Annotated in this window: 18 protein-coding genes; 2 read left to right on the top strand and 16 right to left on the bottom strand. The window is 73.4% G+C overall.

The features are described from left to right. Positions 1-39: 39 nt before the first annotated feature. The 16 genes from ACIGAQ_RS12155 to ACIGAQ_RS12080 all read right to left on the bottom strand — a co-directional run bounded on the left by ACIGAQ_RS12155 (position 40) and on the right by ACIGAQ_RS12080 (position 18,003). Positions 40-654 (bottom strand): RraA family protein, encoded by a 615-nt coding sequence (locus tag ACIGAQ_RS12155; protein ID WP_311685184.1) that lies wholly within the window; start codon positions 652-654, stop codon positions 40-42. A 44-nt stretch (positions 655-698) separates the two neighbouring features. Continuing rightward, on the bottom strand, positions 699-3,344 hold the full coding sequence (locus ACIGAQ_RS12150) for a YCF48-related protein (protein ID WP_399781768.1): 2,646 nt from the start codon (positions 3,342-3,344) through the stop codon (positions 699-701). A gap of 65 nt (positions 3,345-3,409) precedes the next feature. Then, on the bottom strand, positions 3,410-4,636 hold the full coding sequence (locus ACIGAQ_RS12145; protein ID WP_362274489.1) for an MFS transporter: 1,227 nt from the start codon (positions 4,634-4,636) through the stop codon (positions 3,410-3,412). A 48-nt stretch (positions 4,637-4,684) separates the two neighbouring features. Next, on the bottom strand, positions 4,685-5,647 hold the full coding sequence (locus tag ACIGAQ_RS12140; RefSeq protein WP_399781765.1) for a hypothetical protein: 963 nt from the start codon (positions 5,645-5,647) through the stop codon (positions 4,685-4,687). Next, a complete protein-coding gene (locus ACIGAQ_RS12135; RefSeq protein ID WP_399781762.1) occupies positions 5,647-6,321 on the bottom strand; it encodes a response regulator in 675 nt (224 codons plus the stop codon). Before ACIGAQ_RS12135 ends, ACIGAQ_RS12140 begins: the two co-directional genes overlap by 1 nt. 61 nt (positions 6,322-6,382) lie before the next feature. Continuing rightward, the gene (locus tag ACIGAQ_RS12130) at positions 6,383-7,036 is read right to left on the bottom strand and encodes an ATP-binding protein (protein ID WP_311685189.1); all 654 of its coding nucleotides are present in this window, start codon (positions 7,034-7,036) and stop codon (positions 6,383-6,385) included. Positions 7,037-7,467: 431 nt separating this feature from the next. Further along, positions 7,468-8,025 carry a pyridoxamine 5'-phosphate oxidase family protein gene (locus tag ACIGAQ_RS12125; protein ID WP_311685190.1) on the bottom strand — a complete coding sequence of 186 codons (558 nt, stop codon included), beginning with the start codon at positions 8,023-8,025 and terminating at the stop codon, positions 7,468-7,470. Beyond that, a complete protein-coding gene (locus ACIGAQ_RS12120) occupies positions 8,025-9,314 on the bottom strand; it encodes an ATP-grasp domain-containing protein (RefSeq protein ID WP_399781757.1) in 1,290 nt (429 codons plus the stop codon). The genes ACIGAQ_RS12125 and ACIGAQ_RS12120 overlap by 1 nt, the downstream gene beginning before the upstream one ends. Continuing rightward, a complete protein-coding gene (locus ACIGAQ_RS12115) occupies positions 9,311-10,183 on the bottom strand; it encodes an NAD(P)-dependent oxidoreductase (RefSeq protein WP_399781754.1) in 873 nt (290 codons plus the stop codon). The genes ACIGAQ_RS12120 and ACIGAQ_RS12115 overlap by 4 nt, the downstream gene beginning before the upstream one ends. Before the next feature lie 49 nt (positions 10,184-10,232). Then, on the bottom strand, positions 10,233-10,970 hold the full coding sequence (locus tag ACIGAQ_RS12110; protein WP_311685196.1) for a TSUP family transporter: 738 nt from the start codon (positions 10,968-10,970) through the stop codon (positions 10,233-10,235). After that, positions 10,963-12,192, bottom strand: a complete 1,230-nt coding sequence (locus ACIGAQ_RS12105) for an MFS transporter (protein ID WP_399781751.1) — start codon at positions 12,190-12,192, stop codon at positions 10,963-10,965. The genes ACIGAQ_RS12110 and ACIGAQ_RS12105 overlap by 8 nt, the downstream gene beginning before the upstream one ends. Position 12,193: 1 nt before the next feature. Beyond that, the gene (locus ACIGAQ_RS12100; protein WP_399781748.1) at positions 12,194-13,162 is read right to left on the bottom strand and encodes a diiron oxygenase; all 969 of its coding nucleotides are present in this window, start codon (positions 13,160-13,162) and stop codon (positions 12,194-12,196) included. Then, positions 13,159-14,484, bottom strand: a complete 1,326-nt coding sequence (ectB, locus tag ACIGAQ_RS12095) for a diaminobutyrate--2-oxoglutarate transaminase (protein WP_399781745.1) — start codon at positions 14,482-14,484, stop codon at positions 13,159-13,161. The genes ACIGAQ_RS12100 and ectB overlap by 4 nt, the downstream gene beginning before the upstream one ends. Next, positions 14,481-15,455, bottom strand: coding sequence for a 3-methyl-2-oxobutanoate hydroxymethyltransferase (locus ACIGAQ_RS12090; protein ID WP_399781742.1), 975 nt, complete (start codon positions 15,453-15,455; stop codon positions 14,481-14,483). The genes ectB and ACIGAQ_RS12090 overlap by 4 nt, the downstream gene beginning before the upstream one ends. Beyond that, positions 15,445-16,614, bottom strand: a complete 1,170-nt coding sequence (locus tag ACIGAQ_RS12085) for a pyridoxal phosphate-dependent aminotransferase (protein ID WP_399781739.1) — start codon at positions 16,612-16,614, stop codon at positions 15,445-15,447. The genes ACIGAQ_RS12090 and ACIGAQ_RS12085 overlap by 11 nt, the downstream gene beginning before the upstream one ends. A gap of 9 nt (positions 16,615-16,623) precedes the next feature. Beyond that, a complete protein-coding gene (locus ACIGAQ_RS12080; protein ID WP_399781736.1) occupies positions 16,624-18,003 on the bottom strand; it encodes an LLM class flavin-dependent oxidoreductase in 1,380 nt (459 codons plus the stop codon). A gap of 262 nt (positions 18,004-18,265) precedes the next feature. Here ACIGAQ_RS12080 and ACIGAQ_RS12075 point away from each other — a divergent pair, with 262 nt between their 5' ends. Together ACIGAQ_RS12075 and ACIGAQ_RS12070 are read left to right on the top strand one after the other, a co-directional pair. Beyond that, positions 18,266-19,516 carry an acetyl-CoA carboxylase biotin carboxylase subunit family protein gene (locus ACIGAQ_RS12075; RefSeq protein ID WP_399781733.1) on the top strand — a complete coding sequence of 417 codons (1,251 nt, stop codon included), beginning with the start codon at positions 18,266-18,268 and terminating at the stop codon, positions 19,514-19,516. Between the two features lie 34 nt (positions 19,517-19,550). Beyond that, complete coding sequence (locus ACIGAQ_RS12070) at positions 19,551-20,555, top strand: ketopantoate reductase family protein (RefSeq protein WP_399781730.1); 1,005 nt, start codon at positions 19,551-19,553, stop codon at positions 20,553-20,555. Positions 20,556-20,654: the final 99 nt, after the last annotated feature.

Below are 20,654 nucleotides of genomic sequence, written 5' to 3'. Positions count from 1 at the left end.
CGGAGCACACCGCTGCCGCGACGTGGGAAAAGGGGTGGATCAGGCGGTGAAGCCGCCCTCGCTCAGCGCCTTGTCGATGCGGGCGCGGTGGTTCGCCTCCCAGGCGTCGAGGGACTCCTCCGCCTCCTTGGCCAGCTTCGCCCGGGCCGCCGTGAGGATCTCGTCCTGACGGGCGGCGGGGGTGACGACGATGCCCTCCTCGTCGGCGACGACGATGTCGCCGGGGTGGACGAGCACCCCGCCGACCCGGGCCGGTTCGCCGAGCGAGCCGACCTTCTTCTTGGTGCCGGGGATCGGGATGACGCCGCGCGAGAAGACGGGGAAGCCCGCCTCGCGCACCTCGCCGAGGTCGCGGATCACACCGTCGACCACGAAGGCCGCGACACCCCGGCGCTGGGCGACGGCGCACACGTTGCCGCCGGCCAGCGCGTAGTCCACGTCGCCCGACTCCACGACGATGACGGAACCCGGCTCGGCACGGTAGATCGCGGCGTGCAGCATCAGGTTGTCGCCGGGCTCGCACCGCACGGTGTAGGCGGGTCCCGCGACGCGGGGCGAGTCCCACAGCGGGCGGATGCCGGTGTCCATGACCTGCGCGCGGCCGAGCAGGTCGGCCAGGGTGGTGGGGGGAACGTCCTTGAATGCGTTGTCCATTGCTTCCTCTGTCTCGGTGTCGAGGTGTCCCGGTCGCGGATCGGTCAACGGCCCGGCGTCGCGTCCTTCTCCGGGCTGTAGAAGTGCTGATCCCAGGTGGCACCTCCGTCGGAGGTCGACAGTACGGTCCCTTCGTCCCCGACGATCCACGCGTCCCGTTCGGTCAGGGCCCGTACGTTCCACAGGGACATCCCGGTGCCCGTGGTGCCGGTGCGCCAGGTCGTGCCGCCGTCGTGGGAGGTCAGGACGGTGTCGCTCCGGCCGACCACGCGGCCGGTCCTGCCGTCCGGTGTGAAGTGCACGGCGGTGAAGTTCTGCCGGGTGGGGCTCTCGCGGCGCTCCCAGGTGCGGCCCCCGTCGGCGGTGTGCAGGACGGTGCCGCGGTGCCCGACGGCCCACGCGGTGGCGGCGTCCACGGCGTGGACGTCGATCAGGTCGTCGGAGCCGCCGCTGTCCTGCGCCTCCCAGGTGGCGCCGCCGTCCCGGGTGGCGAAGACGCTGCCGCCGGTGCCGACGGCCCAGCCGGTGCGGTCGTCGGCGAAGTCCACCGCCCACAGGGCGCAGTCGGTGGCCGGGAGCTTCTGGTGCGTCCAGGTGGCGCCGCCGTCCCGGGTGCCGAGGACGGTGGGCCCGTCTCCGACGGCCCAGCCGGTCCGGGCGTCGGGGCGGACATGGACCTCCAGAAGGTCCTTGGCGCTGCCGCTGGGCTGCTGCCGCCAGGACCGGCCGGCGTCCTCGGTGACCAGGATGGTCCCGGCGCGGCCGACCGCCCAGGCGGTGTCGTGGTCGGCCGGGGAGACGGAGTAGAGGTTGGCGGCCGTGCCGCAGGGCTGCGGCGCCCAGCGGCGTCCGTCCCGGGTCGCCAGCACGGTGCCGCCGTCGCCGACCACCCAGCCGTCCCGGCCGCCGGGGAAGAGGTGCACGCCGTACAGGTTGCGTCCCGTGCTGGCGATGTGGGAGGACCAGCTCGCGCCCTGGTCGGCGGTGGCGATGACGGAGCCGCCGTCGCCGACGGCGCACACCTGCTCACCCTCGGGCTGCGCCCAGACGGCTTTCAGGTTGTCGGCGATGCCGCTGTCCTGCGCCTCCCAGGTTGCGCCGCCGTCCTTCGTCGCGCGGACGGTGCCGCCGTCGCCGACCGCCCAGCCGCGCTCCCCCGAGCCGGTGAACGCGACGCCCCACAGGCTCACGCCGGTGCCGCTGTCCCGGGTCCGCCAGGTGGCTCCGCCGTCCCGCGTGGTCAGCACGGTGCCGGAGCGGCCGACGGCCCAGGCGGTGCCGTCCGGGCCGGCGTGGACGCGGGTGAGGGTGGCGCGGGTTCCGGAGGTCTGGCCGTGCCAGGTGGCGCCGCCGTCGCCGGTGGCGAGGATCGTGCCCCCGCCGCCGACCGCCCAGCCCCGCTCGCCGTCGACGTGCACGCTCAGCAGCGGCACATCCACGCCCGTCTCCCGCCGGTGCCAGGTCGTGCCGCCGTCCTCCGTGGCCAGGAGCAGGCCGGCGTCGCCGACCGCCCAGCCCCGCTCGCCGTCGGCGTGCACACTCAGCAGTGGCACGTCGACGCCCGTCTCCCGCCGGTGCCAGGTCGTGCCGCCGTCGTCGGTGGCCAGGAGGAGGCCGGCGTCGCCGACGGCCCAGCCGTGCCGGGCGTCGGCGCGGAAGGTGACGTCCCACAGTTGCTCGCCGGTGCCGGTCCCGGCCACCTGCCAGGTGCTGCCGCCGTCCGTGGTGACGGCGAGCAGGCCGTCCCGGCCGACGGCCCAGCGGGCGGCGCCGGCGCCGTGCACCGCGACGAGGTCCTTGTGGATGCCGCTGAGCTGCGGGGTCCAGCTCTCGCCGCCGTCCGGGGTGGCGAGGATGAGGCCGGAGTCGCCGACCATCCAGCCGTGCCGGGTGTCGGGCAGGAACGCGAGGGACACCACGTCCTTGGCCGTGCCGCTGGACTGCGGGGACCAGGTGCGGCCACCGTCGTGGGAGGCGAGGACGACCCCGTCGTCGCCGGAGGTCCTGACCTCGCGGCCGTCCGGCGCCGCCCAGAGCCCGTACAGGTCCAGGCCGGTGCCGCTGTCCGCGCGGACCCAGGTGGTGCCGCCGTTCTCGGAGCGCAGCACGGTGCCCGAGCGGCCGACGGCCCAGCACAGGCCGGGCGACACGGCGTAGATGCCCCGCAGGTCGACCTCGGTGCCGCTGTCCTGGACGACCCAGGTCTCCCCCGCGTCGGTGGTGGCGTGGATGCTGCCCCGCTTGCCGATGATCCAGGCGGTCCTCTCGTCCAGCGTGAAGCAGCGGGTGAAGTGGGTGCCGTCGGAGGACTGCCGCTGCCAGGTCGCCCCGCCGTCGAACGAGACGAGGACGGTGCCGCTGTCGCCGACGGCCCAGCCGGTGCGCCCGGTGGGGTCGAAGGAGATGCCGTACAGGTTCCGGTCCGTGCCCGTGCTCCGGCGCTCCCAGGTCCGGCCGCCGTCCGTGGTGTGCAGGATGACGCCGTCGCGGCCCGCTATCCAGCCGCGCCGGGTGTCGGCGAAGCAGACCGCGCGCAGGTCCTTGTCGGTGCCGCCCTGGGCGTGCCAGCGCCGGCCGCCGTCCGTGGTGCCGAGGATCATGCCGCCGTCGCCGACGGCCCAGCCGTGGGTCTCGTCCACCAGGCAGACGCCTTGGAGGTTGACGCTCCGCGGGGCAATGGTGCAGGTCATGGGTGACACCTCGCTGGGTGAAGGGCGTGGGAAGGGCCTGCCGGGGCGGCGGGCAGGCCGGGAGTTCAGGCCGCGGCGGCGGCCTTCGCGGCGGAGGCGGCCCGGCTGCGCACCCCGCGGGCCACGACGGCCGGCATGGCGGCGCCGAGCACGGCGTACGACACGGCCAGGACGATCCAGCCGACCGTGCCGTGGCCGATGATCAGCCAGGTGAAGACGGCGGGGGCGAACATCTTGCCGATGTCGCCGCCCATCTTGTAGGTGCCCTGGTACTGGCCCTGGGCGTGGTCGGGGGCGAGGTCGAAGGCGATGGTCCAGCTGCCCGCCGCCTGCCGGATCTCTCCCAGCGCGTGCAGCAGGGCGCCCGCGATCAGCAGGACGCACGCCGTCAGGGCCCCGCTCGTCCCGGTCGTGGCGAAGACCAGGCAGGCGGCCGCCACGCAGCCCGCCCCTTGCAGGCTCGCCCAGGACGCGGATCTCGGGTCGTCGGTGCCGCGGGCCGCCCTGGTCTGGAAGGCCACCACGAAGGTGGTGTTGACCAGCAGGATGACCGCGCTCATCCAGCGCGGGGCGTCCGTGTGGCTGATGATCCACAGCGGCAGCACGATGTCGAGCAGCAGGGCGTGCGTGACGAGCAGTCCGTCCAGGGCGGTGAAGGCCAGGAAGGGCATGTCCCGCAGGACGGCGAAGGCCGCGCCCGCCGAGGCGGGCACCGGCGGCACCGGCGCCTCCTTGAGGGTGAGCAGGCCGGTGGCGAGGAAGCAGACGGCGGTGAACAGGACGGCGCCCTGGAAGCCGACGCGTTCGCCCCAGGCCAGGACGAGGCCGGAGATGCAGGCGCCGATGGACATGGTCACGTTGAGCGCGGCCCGGATGTAGGCCATGACGTGGGCCCGTTCGCCCTGCGGGACGTTGGCCGCGATCATCGCCTTGCGGGCGTTGTTCCCGGCCCGGTAGGCGAGGCCCTGCACACAGGTGACGAGCAGGTACGACCAGAACCCCTCGACCAGCACCAGCGCGGCGGTCAGCGGCGCCAGCGCGAGGAACGACCAGAGCTGGACCGTGCGCGGCCCGGCCCGGTCGGCGAGGTGGCCGAGCGGGATGCTGGACACCAGGACGAGGCCGGCCGCGATGCCCACGCTGATGCCGAGCTGGCTGGGCGTCAGGTGGACCATGGTCACCGCGTAGATCGCGTTGATGGCCATCCACAGCCCCTGCCCCAGGCTCATCACCATGGTGATGAAGGTGAGCATCCGGGCCGGGCCGGGCGGGGGGAGCATACGGGTCAGCACGGGTCGTCTTCCTGTCACTTCGCCACCGTCATGGACTCGTTGGGGAGGCTAGGTCATGGGGGTGGACGCACCACCGTTGTGGGCGCAAACCGACTTGACTGCGGAAAGCCTGTTCTTCTCGTAAATCCAACGGCCGTTCCGCGGCCGGGCCGCTGCCCCGTCGCGCACCCTCGGGCAGGCCCGCACGCCCCGGTCCACGCAGCGCGGGGCGCGGGTGCGGGGCACGGGGGCACGCCGGTGGTCGGGCAGGTCGTGCCGCCCGGCGAGGAGTTCCTGCAGGCGCACCTTGGCGGCCATCAGGGGCACCCGCAGCCGGCGCTCGCGCGCTTCGGCCCGCCGCTGCCGGTCCGGGCGCCGTGTGCCGTACCGCCATCGGGCCCAGGGCGCCCCGGGCCGGCCGAGTCGCAGCGCGCCGACGACGAGCAGCGGCGGGCAGAACAGCCCGACGAGCCCGGTCCAGGTCTTGCCCTTGAGCAGGGTGACCACGGCGAGCAGGAGGGAGCAGGTGACCTCGGCGGCGAACGCCGCGGCGTCGCCGCCCGGGCCGAGGCGCCCCCAGTGGTGGAAGCCGGGCGGCCGCAGCCCGGTCAGCATCAGGCCGCTGAGGGCTACGGCGGCGAAGACGGCGTCCACCGAGGTGCGGCCCCGCTCGGTCCAGTAGACGTCCTCCAGGTGCAGGATCAGCGCGAACTCGTCCAGCACCAGGCCCGTTCCGATGCCGAACACCACCGCGACGGCGGCGCGCCAGGCGAGCCGGCCGTCCGGCACGGCCAGCCCGGCGGCGCCCGCCCCCGCCATGAGGACCACGCCGAAGACGGCGTGGTGGACGTGGAGCCCGCCGAGCCGGATGTTTCCGGGCCACCAGCGGACTCCGGCCCGGATCAGCCGGACGCTGAACCGTATCCCCACGAAGGCGGTGAGCAGCCCGGCGAGGAAGGAGAACAGCGGCAGCCGCCCCGGGGCCACGATGCTCTGCTGGAACCAGGGCTGAAGGGCGCTGAAGGGCTCCATCAGAGGCCGGAGTACAGGTGCTGGGGCCGTCCGCTGTCGCCGTACCGGAGGGTGAGCTGCAACTTGCCGTTGGCGGCGAGGAACTTGAGGTAGCGCTGGGCGGTCGAGCGGCTGATCCGGGCCAGCTCGGACACCTCCTGGGCGGAGACCTGGTCGTCCCCGTGGTCGGCGACGATGCGCGAGACCAGCTCGGCGGTGCGCTCCGAGTACCCCTTGGGCATGGCGTGCCCGGCCTCGTGGGTGCGCAGGGCGCCGAACGTGCGGTCGATGCGGGCCTGGTCCATCTCCTTGCCGTCGTCGATGGTGCCGCGCAGCTGGGCGTACGCCTCCAGCTTGCAGCGCAGGCCGTCACTGGTGAACGGCTTGGCGAGGTAGTAGAGGGCGCCGGAGCGCAGGGCTTCGTGGACGGACGCGGGACGGCGGTCGGCCGTGACCATGATGATGTCGACGTCGTGGCCCAGTTGCCGGAGCCGGCGCGTGAGGGACAGTCCGCTCTCGTTGGGCAGGAACTGGTCGAGGAGGATCAGGTCGATACCGCCGCGCTCGACGGCCGCGAAGGCCGGAGCGGCGCTGTGTACGATGCCGGCCACCCGGAATCCGGGTACCTCGGACACATAATGGGCGTTTATTTTCGCCACATAGAAATCGTCGTCGACGACGAGCACGTTGAACATCTTTCCCCCGGTTACATGGTTCGCCCGACGCTCGCGCGCCGGTGCGGCTCTTTTTTAATTCCTACGAACGGCGGCCCATCGATACGGTGAAGACGGCGCCGCCGCCCTCACGGTCGGCGACGGTGACCGAACCGCACCGCGCCTCGGTGATGGCCCGCACGAGCGAGAGGCCGATCCCGCGCGGCCGCGCGGCCGTCGAGCGCTTGGTGGAGGCTCCCCGGTCGAAGATCCACTGGCGCAGGTGCGGGTCGACGCCCGTCCCGTTGTCGCTCACCCGCAGCTCGATGGCGTCCCTTCCCCGGCGGAGGGCGACCTCCACCGTGGGCGTGGCGCACACCGTCCCGGCCACCGCGTCGAGGGCGTTGTCGATGAGGTTGCCCACGACGGTGACCACCTCACCGGCCGCCTCGATGTCGCCGGGCAGGCAGGTGTCGTGGCTGATGCGCAGCCGCACCCCGCGCTCCTGCGCGGCGAGCAGCTTCCCGACCAGCTGGGCGCGGACCACACAGTGTCCGACCCGCTTGACGATCTCGCCGACCTCGGCGAGGGGTACGCCCGCCGGCTCGGTGAACGAGCCCGGCCGTTCCCTGGCGTGCCGGGCGAGCTCCAGCAGCCCCTGGAGCGTGTGCAGGGCGTTGCGCCGCTCGTGCCGCCGGACGTCCGCGTCGGCGAACTCCGTCAGCGCACGAGGCAGGAGCGCTTCATCTCGTGTCATTCGGGCCTTTTCCGTCGCTTTCAAGCCTGGCCACCAGGACCACCGGATCGAGTTTCCGGCCCGTGGCCGTGCTCATTGGCAAAATCGGCAGAAGTCACGCCGGGCATCCAAGCAACAGGGCAGCAGTCCACGCCACCTGATTTGCGCCATGCCCGCCGGATAAAGGCCGGAAATCGCTCCCGAACGAGGAGCGGTCGACGGTAATGCGGCCCCGCCATCGGTCGGGCGCGGCCCGTGTGCCGCCGCTCCCTGATGTCCCCGCCACCGTCGTCGAGTTGGCGCAAAGCGGTCGTGCGGTCTCTTTCCCGGGTGCGGCCCGCGGGTCGGGCCGCGCGCACGCGCCGGACCGAGCCGACCGGTCGGCTCCGAAGGGGTCCGCACCGCGCACGCCCGGTCGGGCGGCGCGGTGCGCGGACGTCCTGCGGCGGCTCCTACGGCTCCTGGTGCGGCCGGGCCGGCAGGCCGTCGATGCTGGTGGTGTTCTTCAGCCGCATGTAGTCCTCCAGTTCCCGGTCCGACTTGCGCCGGCCCCACTGGTCCTGGAGGTCACGCTCACGGACCAGTTCCATCTCCGGGACGGTGAAACCGCACGAGTCCGTGATGCGGCCCAGCGAGACGACGATGACGGAACGCGGGATCGGGTGCTTGCCGAAGTGCCCGATCAGGGTGTCCCATTCGGGGGCGTCGGGAAAGACGCAGCGCGCGGTGCCGTACAGCCGCAGCGTCTTCGGCCGGCGGGTGAACGAGCAGAACATCAGGGTGATGCGCCCGCTCTCGCGCACGTGCGCGATGGTCTCGGCCCCGGACCCGATGAGGTCCAGGTAGGCCACCGTCGTGTCGTCGAGGACGGTGAACGTGTCCATGCCTCCCTTGGGGGAGACGTTGACGTGCCCGTCGGCCGACAGCGGCGCGGTGGCCACGACGTACATCGGGGACTGGGCGATGAAGTCGCGCAGCGCGGGGGTCAGCCCGTCGTAGACCTTGCCCATCAGGACCTCCTGTGCGCGCTCGGCGGCGTGGTGCCGAGCAGCCGTTCGGGACGGGGTGCCACGGCCGCGATGGGGCGGGGCGCGCCCGGCTCCGCGTCGGGCCGGGTCTCGATGGTGATCCGGGCGGCGAGTTCGCGGGCCCGGGCGCGCGCCTCGCCGGCCGATGCACCCCGCACGATGAGCAGTCCCGACCGGTCGTACGACCAGGCGATGGGGGCCACCGTGTCCCCGGGTGCGACGGACACCTGCACGGCCACCACCTGCGGATCGGCGCGGACCTCGTCGGTTCCGGTGACGGACTCCACGACGCCCGGCGGGGCGGTCAGGAAGCGGATGGCGCCGCCGCCCCGGGCCGGGCCGGGGGTGACCGGGGCGGTGCGGCCCGCGTACCAGAGGAAGGCCAGGGCGTCGATGTCGATCCCGTACACCTCGTGGACGAGGTCGGCGATCCGGTCTCCGCCGCGCCGGTTGTGGGACTCCACCAGGCGCGGGCCGTCGGCGGTGACGATGACCTCGGTGTGCGAGGGGCCGTCCTGGACGCCCACGGCGTCCAGCATCCGGGAGACCAGCGACTCGATCCGGGACGTGGTGTCGGCGTCGAGGCCGGCCGGCTGGACGTGCCCGACCTCGACGAACGACTCCAGCTTCTCCTTGGCCGTGTGGGCGACGACCACGTGCTCGCCCGCGAAGCTGAACGCCTCCACACTGAACTCCGGGCCGCGCAGGTACTGCTCCATCACGAAGGTGTGCAGCCCGAACTCCGCCGCCCAGGCCGCGACATCGGCGACCGCGTCGGGGCCGGGCACCAGCCGCACGCCGAGACTGCCGGAGCCGTACCTGGGCTTGATGACCGCCGGCCCGAACTCGGCGACGAAGGCGCGGAGGTCGGCCTCGTCGTGTCCGAGCCGGGCGGCGACCCCCTCGATGCCGCGGTCGGCGAGCAGTTCCCGGAACGCCAGCTTGTCCTGCAGCGGGCGGACGGTGTCGAGGCCGGTGCCGGGCAGGCCGAGGGCGGTGGTCGCTGCCGCCGCCGACTCCAGGCCGTCCTCGATCATCGACACGACCCGGGCCAGCGGCCGGTGCCGGTGCACGGCGGCCAGCAGATCGGCCACCGCCTGCGGGTCGCGGTAGTCGGTGAGGTGCGCCTCTGCCACCAACTCCAGTCCGGAGCGGTCGAGTTCGTGCGGCCCGTGCACCCAGACGATGTCGTAGCCGGCCTGCCGCGCCTTGTGCAGGGCGGCGACCTGGCCGCCGATGACGGCGATGCGTGGTGCGCTCCCGTGCGTCATGCGCGCAGCTCCCTGCCCGAGGCGTGCTCCAGCCAGCGCACGACCTCGACGTTGTCGGCGCCGGCCGGCAGTTCCTCGTGCGCCCGCTCCCACAGGTTCCGGCAGGCCTGCCCGAACGCCGCGGGGCCGCCCGCCGAGTCCAGCAGCGACGTGCCGATGCGGATGTCCTTGAGCATCAGGCGCAGGGCGAAGCCGGAGTCGAAGGTGCCGGGCAGGACATGGTCGGGGAGCTTGGTCTGCGAGGCGTGGTTGCGGCCGGTGGACGCGTTGATCACCTCCAGCATCGCCGCGGGCTCCAGGCCGAACGCCCGCCCGGCGAGCATGACCTCGGCGACCGCGGCGAGATTGACCGCGGAGAGCAGGTTGTTGAGCGCCTTCAGCGCGTGCCCGGCGCCCAGCGGCCCCACCCGGTACACCGTGCCGAGCGCGCCGAGCACCTGCTCCGCGCGCTCCACGTCCCCGGGCTCGCCCGCCGCCATCAGGGTCAGCTCGCCCGCCCGCGCGGCGGCCGGGGAACCGGAGACCGGCGCGTCCACCACGGACACCCCGTGCGCGGCGGCCGCGCTGCCGAGGGCGAGCGTGTCCTCGGGCGCCGAGGAACCCGTGTCGATGATCAGCGAGCCCGCGGCCAGGTGCGGGAGCAGTTCCCCGGCCACCTGCCGCACGGCCGCTCCGTCGGGGAGCATGGTGACCACCACCGGCGCGGCCAGCTCAGCGACGCCAGCCGCCGTCCGCACGCCCGGGTACGCACCGGCCTCCGCCGCGACACCCGCGTCGACGTCGTACGCGACCACGTCGAAGCCGCGGTCGGCCAGCCGGCGGCACATCCCGCCGCCCATGGCCCCCAGACCCGCACATCCCACCCGCATGATCCGTTCCCTTCTCTGTAGCTGTGCGCGCGCGTCCGGGCGGACGCGCTCATGCCGTGACGGTGGCGAGCAGCCCCCGGACGGTCAGGACGAGCGCGGCGGCCACCGCGAGGACGAGCACCGCGCCGCGCATCCGGCCGCCGTCCACGTGCTTGCGGACCGGCCCGGACAGCGCGAACCCGGCCACCACCGCGGGCAGCAGCAGGGTCCCGAAGAGCAGTTGCTCACGCGGCAGGCGGCCGACGGCGGTGAGGGAGCCGAGCGAGAGCAGGGCTCCGGCCGTGAAGAAGACGCCGAGCGTGCCGCGGACCGTGGGCCCGGGCTCGCGGTGGTAGACGAGCGCGATGAACGGCCCGCCGATGGACGAGGTGGTCCCCGTCAGGCCCGCCACCGCGCCGGAGGCCAGCAGGGTGCCCCGGTTCCGGGGCAGCCGGGCCGGGTCGAGGACCAGGAGCGAGACGACGCCCAGGGTGATGCCCGCCGAGAGCAGGTCGAGCGTCGGCCCCGAGACCACGAGGATCACGTACGAGGCCGCCGCCGTGCCGGCGATCCGCCCGGCCAGCGCCCAGGAGACGCCGTGCCAGTCGGTGTGGGAGATCTCCCGCGTCGCCCCGAGCACGGCCAGGACGGCGGCCACCAGCAGCAGCGACCCCGGCATCAGGCGCGGCGCGGCGATCTGCACCACGGGCGCCGAGACCAGGGCGAGTCCCACACCCAGGCTGCCCTGGACCAGCGCGCCGAGGAACACGGCCACGGACGCGCAGACCAGAGCGGGCAGTTCAGGCATCGGCGGGCACCACGGGAGGCGTCCGTTCCCCGGCCGCTCGGGCGACCCGCTCGGCCGCACCGCCCGCCACCACGAGGACCGCCGCGGCCACCACCCAGCCGAGCGTTCCCGCCCCGAGCAGCAGCCCGGTGACCATCACGGGCCCCAGGACCCGCTGTCCGGCCACGCTCAGGTTGAAGACGGAGAGGTAGCGTCCGCGCTGCTCCGGCGGGGCGAGGGCGATGGACAGGTCCCACACCGCGGCGTTGGCGATCACCTCGGCCAGGGTCAGCAGCACCACGGCCGTGGCCAGCCACGCCACGGCGGGGCCGCCCGCCACCGAGCCGGACGCGGCGAAGCACAGGCTGCTCACGCCGAGCACGGCGCCCGTCCAGGTCAGCATGCGGGTGGTGCGCCGCTGGCCGGTCGCCAGTCTGCTGACCGGGATCTGCAGCACCACCACGAGCGCCGTGTTCAGCGCGAACAGCACGGAGACGGTGACCCGCGGGGCGTCCGTGTGCTCCAGGATCCACACGGGCATCGCGACCAGCAGCATCGTGTCGAAGAAGAACAGCAGGAAGTTGAGCGCGGTCAGCGTCAGATAGCGCCCGTCGGGCAGCACCCGGCCCGCGGCCGGCTTCTCCCCGGCCCCGTCCGAACCGGCCCCGGCCACCGGTGCCGCCAGCTCGGGCACCCGCAGCACCAGCACCGCACCGCCCAGGAAGGCCAGCCCGATGGCGACCAGGGTGATCCGGTAGGCGGTCTGGGTGTCGCTGGCGAGCGCGACGCCGGCCGCCAGGGCCCCGGCCCCCAGACCGCAGTTGCGCACCACGTTGACCACGGCGAGCAGCCGGGTGCGCTCCTGGCGCTCCGGCACGGCCACGGCGACCAGCGCCTGGAGCACCGGCGGCCCGGCCCTGTCGCACGCCACCGCGCACAGCGTCACCACCATGAACTGCCAGAAGCCGGTGACGAAGACGTACGCCGCGCAGCACAGCCCGCGCCCCGTGTACACGGCGGCGAGCACCCGCCGTGCCCCGTACCGGTCGGCGAGGACGCCGCCGAGCAGCGAGATCCCGAGCGCCACGATGCCGGCGAGGGCGAGCCCGGAGGCCACCTGGTTCGCCGACAGGTCGACCTGCCGCGTGAAGTAGGCCATGGAGCTCGCCATGAACAGGCCGATGCCGAGGGACTGGACGAGTGCGGCGACGGCGAGCCGGCGGCCGCCTGCGGTGAGCTTCACGTCACTCGGCTCCGAAGTCGAACTCGACCCGGTCCTCCAGCTCCATCTCGCGCACGATGCGCCGCACCCCGGAGAAGTCGCGCACCAGCAGGTCGTTCCCGGCCTGGCGGCGGCAGTCCTCGACGATCTCGTCGGCCTTCTCGAAGCCCGCCGCCCGCAGGATGCCGGGCCAGACCGCGAAGTCCTGCTCCACGAAGGCGTGCAGCGCCTTGGGCAGCGCGTCGGTGAAGGCACGGCGCTGCTCGTCGTTCATGTGCACGTACAGCGCCTTGGCGACCTCGACCATGACGGACGAGTGCGCGGACTCGTCGCGGGCGTGCAGCCGGGGCACCAGGGAGTGCAGCGGCTGGACGGTCTTGTCGCGGGAGAGCAGCTCCAGGTAGGCGTTGACGCTGATCTCCGAGACGGTCGTCCACACCAGCTTCAGCAGGTCGCGCTCCCAGGCCTCCGACGCCTTCGCGTCGGCCTCCAGCAGCCGGCGGTAGGTCACGGTGTGCGGGTAGGCGGGCTCGCCGGTGACCTGCCGGACCTCCCGGGTGCGCTGCATGGCGATCATGTGCATGTAGGTGTGCCAGACCTCGTCCACGTGCGTCTGCTGGACGGCGCGCTTGAGCTGGATCCCGTCGGCGCCGGGGAAGGCGCCGTGCATGATCATGGCGAAGGTCGGGTTGGCGACGTGTTCCTCGGCCGCGATGACCCGCTCGTTGTACACCAGCCACGCCATCGTCAGCACGCGCCGGCGCTGCTCGGGCGGCGCCGCGAGGTACAGCGGGTGCCCGGCGAACGGCAGCAGGTGTTCGGGGTAGTCCGGCAGCTGCTCGTCGTACTCCTCCGGCTCCGAGATCCGGTCCAGGTCGGTGCGGATCGTGGCGCGCCGCGGCCAGGAGTCGGCGATCCGGCGCAGCACGCTCTCGTCGATGCCGTGCTCGTGGCCGTCCTCGATCGTCTGCTCGTGCTCGGCGATGCTCACGCCAGGTCCCCCTCGGTTGCGTCGGCTTGCGCGGCGGACGCGATCGCGTCGGCCAGAACGGCGAGGCCGGGTGCCAGGTCGTCGGCGCCCGCCACGATCGGCGGCATGATCTTGAGGACCTGGCCGCGGGCACCGGACGTCTCCACCAGGAGCCCGCGCGCGAACGCGGCCCGCGACACCCGGTCCGCCAGCGCCGGGTCGGTGAAGCCGAGCCCCCGGATCAGCCCGCGGCCGAGCACGGTGCAGCCGAGGTCCGTGAACCGGGCCGCCAGCTCGGTGAGCCGGGCCTCCAGCTCGGCGGCGTTGCCGCGCACCCGCTCGGCGAACTCCGGCTCCGCCCAGCGGTCCAGGCAGGCGGTGGCGGTGACGAAGGCGAGGTTGTTGCCGCGGAAGGTGCCGCTGTGCTCGCCGGGGCCCAGCTGGTCGAACTCGGGCCGGACCAGCACGAGGGCCATCGGCAGGCCGAAGCCGCTGATGGACTTGGACAGGCAGATCAGGTCGGGGACGATGCCGGCCTCTTCGAAGCTGAAGAAGGTGCCGGTGCGGCCGCACCCGGCCTGGATGTCGTCGACGATGAGCAGGATGCCCCGCTCGCGTGCGATGTCGGCCAGGCGGCGCAGCCAGGGCGCGCTCGCCGCCGCGAGACCGCCCTCGCCCTGCACGGTCTCCACCACGAACGCCGCCGGCAGGTCGACGCCGCTGCCCGGGTCGTCGAGCATCCGGGTGAGGTAGTCGAGGGTGTCGACGCCGTCGCCCGCGTACCCCTCGTACGGCATGCGCGTGACGTGGCCGAGCGGTACGCCGGCCGCGCCGCGCTTGAAGGCGGTGGCGGAGGCGGCGAGCGCGCCGAGCGACAGGCCGTGGAAGCCGCCGGTGAAGGCGATGACGTCCGTGCGCCCGGTGACCCGGCGGGCCGTCTTGAAGGCCGCCTCCACGGCGTTGGTGCCGGTGGGACCGGTGAACTGCACCCGGTGGTCGAGGCCGCGCGGGGCGAGCACGACCTCGCGGAAGCGGTGCAGGAACGCGGCCTTGGCGCCGGTGTGCAGGTCCAGGCCGTGCACCGGACCGTCGGCCTGGAGGTAGTCGATGAGGGCGGCCCGCACCTCGGGCGGGTTGTGCCCGTAGTTCAGCGCGCCGGCGCCCGAGAGGAAGTCGATGTACTCGCGGCCGGCGGCGTCCCACATGCGGTGTCCCGACGCGCGGGTGAAGACGGCGGGGAAGCGCCGGCAGTAGGTCCGCACGGCCGATTCGAGCTCGTCGAAGACGGCCGTGTCCGCCCCGGGGCCCACCGCTTCTTCGGTGACCGGTTCGACGGTGGTCATGAGGCGCTCCAGGGGTCGATGGCGGTGATCTCGGCGGTCTCGCGGGCGCTCTGCGCGGTGCGCGGGGACAGCGGGAACCAGCCGGCGAGGGTGAGCCGCAGCAGCTCGCGCATACGGTCGGCGATCAGCTCGGGCGTGTAGCGGTCGGGCACCTCGGCCGCGTCGATGACCGGGGTCGGCGGGAAGTACCGCCCGCCGGGCACGGGGCGTACGACCGCGTCCCACAGATTGAGGCTCTGGCCGCCCCAGCGGGCCCGGCCGCTGAACACCGAGTACAGCGGCAGGCCTTCGGGGTGCGGCCGGCTCAGGGCCTGGTTCACGGCCTCACTGACCATCTCGACGATCAGGCCGCAGCCGCCCGCGTCCCTGGCCCGGCGGGCCTGCGCGAAGAGCGCCAGCGCGCCGTCCAGGGCGTCGCCGTGCCGGGCCAGGCCGCCGCTCTGCGGGGTGTAGCCGAGGTGGGCCAGCGTCGGGGTGCCGGTCGCGGCCACGGCCTCGATGCAGCCGAACTCGCCCTCTCCCGCGACCTCGATCTTGACCGCGTCCGCGCCGGCCGCCGTGAACCGGTCGGCGGCGGCCCGGGCCGTGGCGGCGCTGCGGGTCGTGCCGTCCGGTAGGTCGGCGAGCAGGAACGGCCGCCGCCCGGCGGGGAATTCGGTGTCCAGCGCCTTGCGCACCTCGGAGACGAGACCGGTCAGCGTCGCCAGGCCCCAGTCCTGCTCGGCGGCTCCGGACAGCGTGGTGCCGCTGCGGCCCAGGTGCGTCATGAAGTAGGAGTCGCCGACCATCACGCACTCGACGGGGGCCTCCCGCAGGTCCGGTGCGCGCAGCGCCTCGGCGAGGCCCTCGACCTCGTAGCCGCGGTACGCGTTGATCTTCAGTCCGAGCTGTGCGGGGCTGTCGTACCGGTGCAGATACGGAGCCAGCGCGGATGCCGCCGCGGGCCTGGCCACGATGGTGTCAACGGTCAAGGCCGCCCTCCCAGTAGATTTTGTTGATACGCCCGATGGCGTCCGCGACGGCCTCTTCGGGGGCCGCGGTGAAGCAGAGCCGGGCCCAGCCGTCGCAGTGGCCGCCGAAGACCCGGCCGGGTGCGAGTCCGACCCCGGCCTCGGCGCAGCGGCGCACGAACGCGTCGCCGTCGCCGTACCGGCTCAGGTCGAGGAAGGTGTAGAGCCCGCCCGCGACGCGGGTGTGCGGGATCTCCAGTGCCGAGTCGGCCCGCTGCCAGGCCCGTTCCGCCAGCTCCCGGCGCCGCGCGAGTTCTTCGGCGGGTGTCGACAGGGCGCGGAACGCGGTGAACTGGGCGGCCGTGGACACCGAGTACAGGGTGTGCAGCGACCACTTGGTGAGGGTCTCCTCCACGCCGGGCGGCGCGATCAGGTGGCCCACGCGCGCGCCGGGCATGGCGTACGTCTTGCTGCAGCTGTGCACCGAGAAGGTGCGCTCGGCCGCGCCGGGCACGGTCGCCATGTCGAGGAACCCGGTGTCGCCGAAGTCGTAGTTCTCGTAGGCGTTGTCGGCGATCAGCCAGAGGTCGTGCCGTTCGGCCAGCGCGGCGAGGTCGCCCAGGGCGCGCTCGTCGAGGCGGAAGCCGGTCGGGTTGTTGGGGTTGTTGAAGTAGACGGCCCGGGTGCGCGGCCCCACGGCCCGCTCGATCGCCGCGACGAAGTCGAAGCCGGGGTCCTCGCTCAGCTCCAGGAAGACCGGCACCTCGCGCGGCGTCCCGCCGGCCGCCCACACCAGGCCGGTGGCGAACAGCCACTGCGGGGACAGGACGAGGACCTCGTCGCCGGGGTTCAGGATCGCGTGCAGGACGACCGCGATGGCGTGGGTGGCGCCGCTGGTCACCAGGACCTGCCCGGGGTCTACGGGGGTGCCCCGGCGCCGGCTCGCCGTGTCGGCGAACGCCTCGCGCAGTGCGGGGACCCCGGCCGGCGGCGCGTGCTCGTGGGGCGCGATCCCGAACTCGGCGCGCTCCCACGTGCCGGGCCGCGCGCACGGCTCGAAGACGGTTCTGCCCTGCTGCAGGGGCACCGGCTCGGCGTGCGCGCCGGAGCGCAGCAACCGGTCGACGGTCACCAGCGGGGAGGGCGGTATCTCACTGAGGGTTCTGGCCAAAGACGGCATGAGGTGTGCTCACTCCTGGACTTGTACCGGGCCGGTGCTGAGCGGGAGTTCGGCGGCGGCGCCGCGGGCGGGCCGTTCGAGGCCGAGGTTGCCGCGCAGGGTGGTGCTCTCGTACTCGGTGCGGAACAGGCCCCTGCGCTGCAGCTCGGGCACCACGAGGTCGACGAAGTCGTCCAGGCCCTGCGGCAGTACGGGCGGCATGACGTTGAAGCCGTCGGCCGCCTCGCCGGTGAACCACTCCTCCATGAGGTCGGCGACGTCCTCGGGGGTGCCGATGACGATGCGGTGCCCGCGGCCGCCGGTCAGCGACCGGTACAGCTCCTTGATCGTCAGGCCCTCGCGGCGCGCCTTGTCGTAGACGAGCTGCTGCCGGCTGGTGCTGCCCTGGGTGGTCGGCAGTTCGGGCAGCGGCCCGTCCAGCGGGCAGCCCGAGATGTCGACGTCGCCGAGGAGCTGGGTGAGCAGTCCCAGCCCGACGACCGGGTCGACCAGTTCCTGGAGCACGGCGTACTTGTCCTCGGCCTCGGCGCGGGTGCGGCCGACCACCGGGAAGAGGCCGGGCATCACCTTCATCCGGCCCGGGTCGCGTCCGTAGGCGGCGGCCTGCCGTTTGATGCCGCGGTAGAACGTGCGGGCCTCGTCCACGGTCTGGGCGGCGGTGAAGACCACCTCGGCCCAGCGGGCGGCGAAGTCCTGGCCGTCCGCGGAGGCGCCCGCCTGGATGAGGACGGGGTAACCCTGGGGCGGGCGGGCCACGTTGAGCGGCCCGCGCACCGAGAAGTGCTCGCCCTTGTGGTCCAGGACGTGCATCCCGCCGGGCTCGAAGTAGCGCCCGGACTCCTTGTCGTAGCCGAACGCGTCGTCGTCCCAGCTGTCCCAGAGGCCGGTGACGACCTCCATGAACTCCCGGGCGCGGTGGTAGCGCGCGGCGTGGTCGGGCTGGGCGTCGCGGTTGAAGTTGCGCGCCTCGGCGTCCGTCACCGAGGTGACGATGTTCCAGGCCGCCCGGCCGGCGCTGAGATGGTCGATCGAGGCGAACTTGCGGGCGATGTGGAACGGTTCGTTGTACGTGGTCGACGCCGTCGCCGCGAGGCCGATGTGCGTGGTGTGCACGGCGAGGGCGGACAGCAGCGTCAGCGGGTCGAACTGGAGGAAGCGGCCCCAGCGGCTCAGCTCGTCGGCGTCGCGGTAGGGGGTGCGGATGCCCACTCCGTCGGCGACGAAGAACATGTCGAACCTGCCGCGCTCGGCGGTGTGCAGCAGTTCGCGGTAGTGGGCGAAGTCCAGGCCGCCGTCCGCCCGGGCCGTGGGGTGCCGCCAGGAGGCCACGTGGTAACCGGGGGTCAGCAGGAAGGCTCCCAGACGGAGCGTACGGCGTGTCACGCCCATGACAGATCTCCGTGTCCTTGCAGGCGGGTTCTCGGGACCGACACGGACATTAGATGAGCGTCCGGGGCCCGGACACGGTTCTGCGTGCACTGTGGCTTTACCTCGGAAAGCTCCTTCTGCTTCTTTTGACCACCGCGAGCAGAACGATTTTTCCGCTCTAAAGCGAGGTATTCGCCAGTACCGGCCGGATTCCGTCCCACACTTCTAGCCTTGGTGCCGCACGCGGCCCGACGCGTGCTTTCACAAGCCCTGGGAGGTGCTGGTGACGGCAGGAGCGGAACGGAACGTTCTGGCCTTCGTGGACAGCGACTACGCGGACACCCCGTACGACAAGTGGGCCGCCGACACGGGCGTACGGCCGCACCTGCTGGTCTCCGCGGCCAGGTTTCCGCAGTACCGGCACATCCCGGGCGCCGTGTCCGTGGCCGGCTACCACCGGGGCGGCGAGGCGGAGCGGGCCGCCCTCGACCTCGCCGCGCGCGTCCCGCCGGCCGCCGTACTCGCCCGGATGGAGGGCGATCTGCTGCGCGCCGCACGACTGCGGGAACTGCTCGCGGTACCGGGTCAGGATTTCGCCGGCGCGCTCGCGTTCCGCGACAAGGTCCGTATGAAGACCCTGGTGCGCCGCAGCGGACTGGAAGTCCCGGAATTCGCCCCGATACGCGTCGCGTTCGATCTCTTCCACTTCATCCGTGAGCACGATTATCCGGTGGTGGTGAAACCGGCCTTCGGTTCCGGTTCCACCGGCACCCAGGTGCTGCGCGGCCCCGCGGACCTGGCCCGGCTCCTCGCCGCGGGCCTGCCGGAGCACGCCCAGGTGGAGCGGTTCGTCGAGGGGCCCATGTACGTGGTGGACGGCTTGGTCGTGGCGGGCACCCCGGTGGCCGCCTTCGCCTCGCGCTACCTCAACGACTGCCTGTCCTTCCGCGAGGGCACCTACCTGGGCTCGGCGCAGCTCACCCGGGACCACCCGCTGACGGACCGGCTGATCGACTACGCGCGCCGGGTCCTCGCCGCGCTGCCCACGCCCGAGTGCACCACGTTCCACCTGGAGGTCTTCCACACCCCCGACGACCGTCTGGTGCTGTGCGAGATCGGCAGCCGCACCGGGGGCGCGCTGACCGCCCCCGCCATCCGCGCCGCCTCCGGCTTCGACCTCGACCGGCAGTGGTTCAGCGCCCAGGTCGCCCCCGAGCAGCCGGCCGGGACCGGGACGCACGGTGTCGCGCCGGGCCACGGCGCGGGCTGGGTCGTCTTCTATCCCGAACGGGCCACGCTCGCCGCCCTGCCCGCGGACCCCCCGCCCTTCGTGGTGGAGGAACGCCTGCGGGGTACGGTGGGCACGGCGTACCGAGGTGGTCAGAAGTCCGGTGTGTACGTGGCGGGTTACGTCCTGACCGGGGCCGACGACGACGAGGTCGAGCGCCGGGCGCAGGAGCTCGCCCGGTGGTACGCCGCGGGGGTGCGGTGGACCGGGCACCACGACCGGGAGGATCACGCGCCCCTCGACTGACAGCGGATCGGACCAGCGGGGAGCCAGGAGCGCAATGCGGTACATCATCATCGGGTCGGGAGCGGTCGGCGGTTCGATCGGGGGACGGCTGCACGAGAGCGGCCGGTCCGTCGTCCTGGTCGCCCGCGGCGCGCAGGTCGGGGCGCTGCGCGAGCGGGGGCTGCGGCTCACGGTCCCCACGGGCACGCTCACCCTCGACGTACCCGTGGCGGCCGGGCCCGAGGACGTCGACCTGCGCGAGGACGACGTGCTCGTCCTCGCGGTCAAGACCCAGGACAGCGTGGCCGCCCTGGACGCCTGGGCGGCACGGCCGGTGGCGGGCGGCGGCACGGCGGGCGAGCGCCTGCCCGTGGTGTGCGCGCAGAACGGCGTGGAGAACGAGCGCCTGGCCCTGCGCCGCTTCCGCGAGGTGTACGGCGTGTGCGTCATCCTGCCCAGCAGTCATCTGACGCCGGGTGAGGTCGTGGCGCCCTGCGGCCCGTACACCGGCGCCCTGGTCCTCGGCCGCTACGGGACGGGGCCGGACGACACCGCCCGGCGGATCGCCGACGACCTGGAGAAGTCCTGCTTCCTGGCGCCGGTGGTGACGGACGTGATGCGCTGGAAGTACGGCAAGCTCCTGGGCAACCTCGCCAACGCCGTCGAGGCCGTCTGCGGCTCCGCCTCGGACGCCGCCGCCAAGGAGCTGACCGCCCGGGCGAAGGCGGAGGGCACCGCCGTCCTGGACGCCGCGGGCATCGCGTACGCGAGCGGGGCGGAGATCACCGAGCTGCGCGGCGGCACGGTCGACGTCCAGCCGCTCCCCGGCGAGCCCACGCGCAGCTCGACCTGGCAGAGCCTGGCACGGGGCGCGGGTTCGATCGAGACGGACTACCTCAACGGGGAGATCGTGCTGCTGGGCCGCGAACACGGCGTACCGACCCCGGTGAACGCGGCCCTCCAGGCCGCCGCCCGGGAGAGCGCACGGCGGGGCACGGAGCCGGGCAGCCTGAGCGCCGACGACCTGACCCGCCGCATCACCGGGAGCACCACCGCCTGAGCGGCACCCCGGGCCGCCGGGAGAAGACGAACCGCGCCTGCGGGCGCCCCCGGCGGCTCCCGCGCCCCCTTCGCTGCTCGCGCACAAGCGACGAAGACG

The organism is Streptomyces sp. NPDC085932 (assembly GCF_044540525.1).
Lineage (GTDB): Bacteria > Actinomycetota > Actinomycetes > Streptomycetales > Streptomycetaceae > Streptomyces > Streptomyces levis.
This window is presented reverse-complemented; position numbering and strand designations above follow the sequence as displayed.

What these genes read in the sequence shown, in the direction of transcription:
- ACIGAQ_RS12155 (WP_311685184.1), bottom strand. Translation starts at nt 654, where the DNA reads ATGGACAACGCATTCAAGGACGTTCCCCCCACCACCCTGGCCGACCTG.
- ACIGAQ_RS12150 (WP_399781768.1), bottom strand. Translation starts at nt 3,344, where the DNA reads ATGACCTGCACCATTGCCCCGCGGAGCGTCAACCTCCAAGGCGTCTGC.
- ACIGAQ_RS12140 (WP_399781765.1), bottom strand. Translation starts at nt 5,647, where the DNA reads ATGGAGCCCTTCAGCGCCCTTCAGCCCTGGTTCCAGCAGAGCATCGTG.
- ACIGAQ_RS12135 (WP_399781762.1), bottom strand. Translation starts at nt 6,321, where the DNA reads ATGTTCAACGTGCTCGTCGTCGACGACGATTTCTATGTGGCGAAAATA.
- ACIGAQ_RS12130 (WP_311685189.1), bottom strand. Translation starts at nt 7,036, where the DNA reads ATGACACGAGATGAAGCGCTCCTGCCTCGTGCGCTGACGGAGTTCGCC.
- ACIGAQ_RS12125 (WP_311685190.1), bottom strand. Translation starts at nt 8,025, where the DNA reads ATGGGCAAGGTCTACGACGGGCTGACCCCCGCGCTGCGCGACTTCATC.
- ACIGAQ_RS12120 (WP_399781757.1), bottom strand. Translation starts at nt 9,314, where the DNA reads ATGACGCACGGGAGCGCACCACGCATCGCCGTCATCGGCGGCCAGGTC.
- ACIGAQ_RS12115 (WP_399781754.1), bottom strand. Translation starts at nt 10,183, where the DNA reads ATGCGGGTGGGATGTGCGGGTCTGGGGGCCATGGGCGGCGGGATGTGC.
- ACIGAQ_RS12110 (WP_311685196.1), bottom strand. Translation starts at nt 10,970, where the DNA reads ATGCCTGAACTGCCCGCTCTGGTCTGCGCGTCCGTGGCCGTGTTCCTC.
- ectB (WP_399781745.1), bottom strand. Translation starts at nt 14,484, where the DNA reads ATGACCACCGTCGAACCGGTCACCGAAGAAGCGGTGGGCCCCGGGGCG.
- ACIGAQ_RS12085 (WP_399781739.1), bottom strand. Translation starts at nt 16,614, where the DNA reads ATGCCGTCTTTGGCCAGAACCCTCAGTGAGATACCGCCCTCCCCGCTG.
- ACIGAQ_RS12080 (WP_399781736.1), bottom strand. Translation starts at nt 18,003, where the DNA reads ATGGGCGTGACACGCCGTACGCTCCGTCTGGGAGCCTTCCTGCTGACC.
- ACIGAQ_RS12070 (WP_399781730.1), top strand. Translation starts at nt 19,551, where the DNA reads ATGCGGTACATCATCATCGGGTCGGGAGCGGTCGGCGGTTCGATCGGG.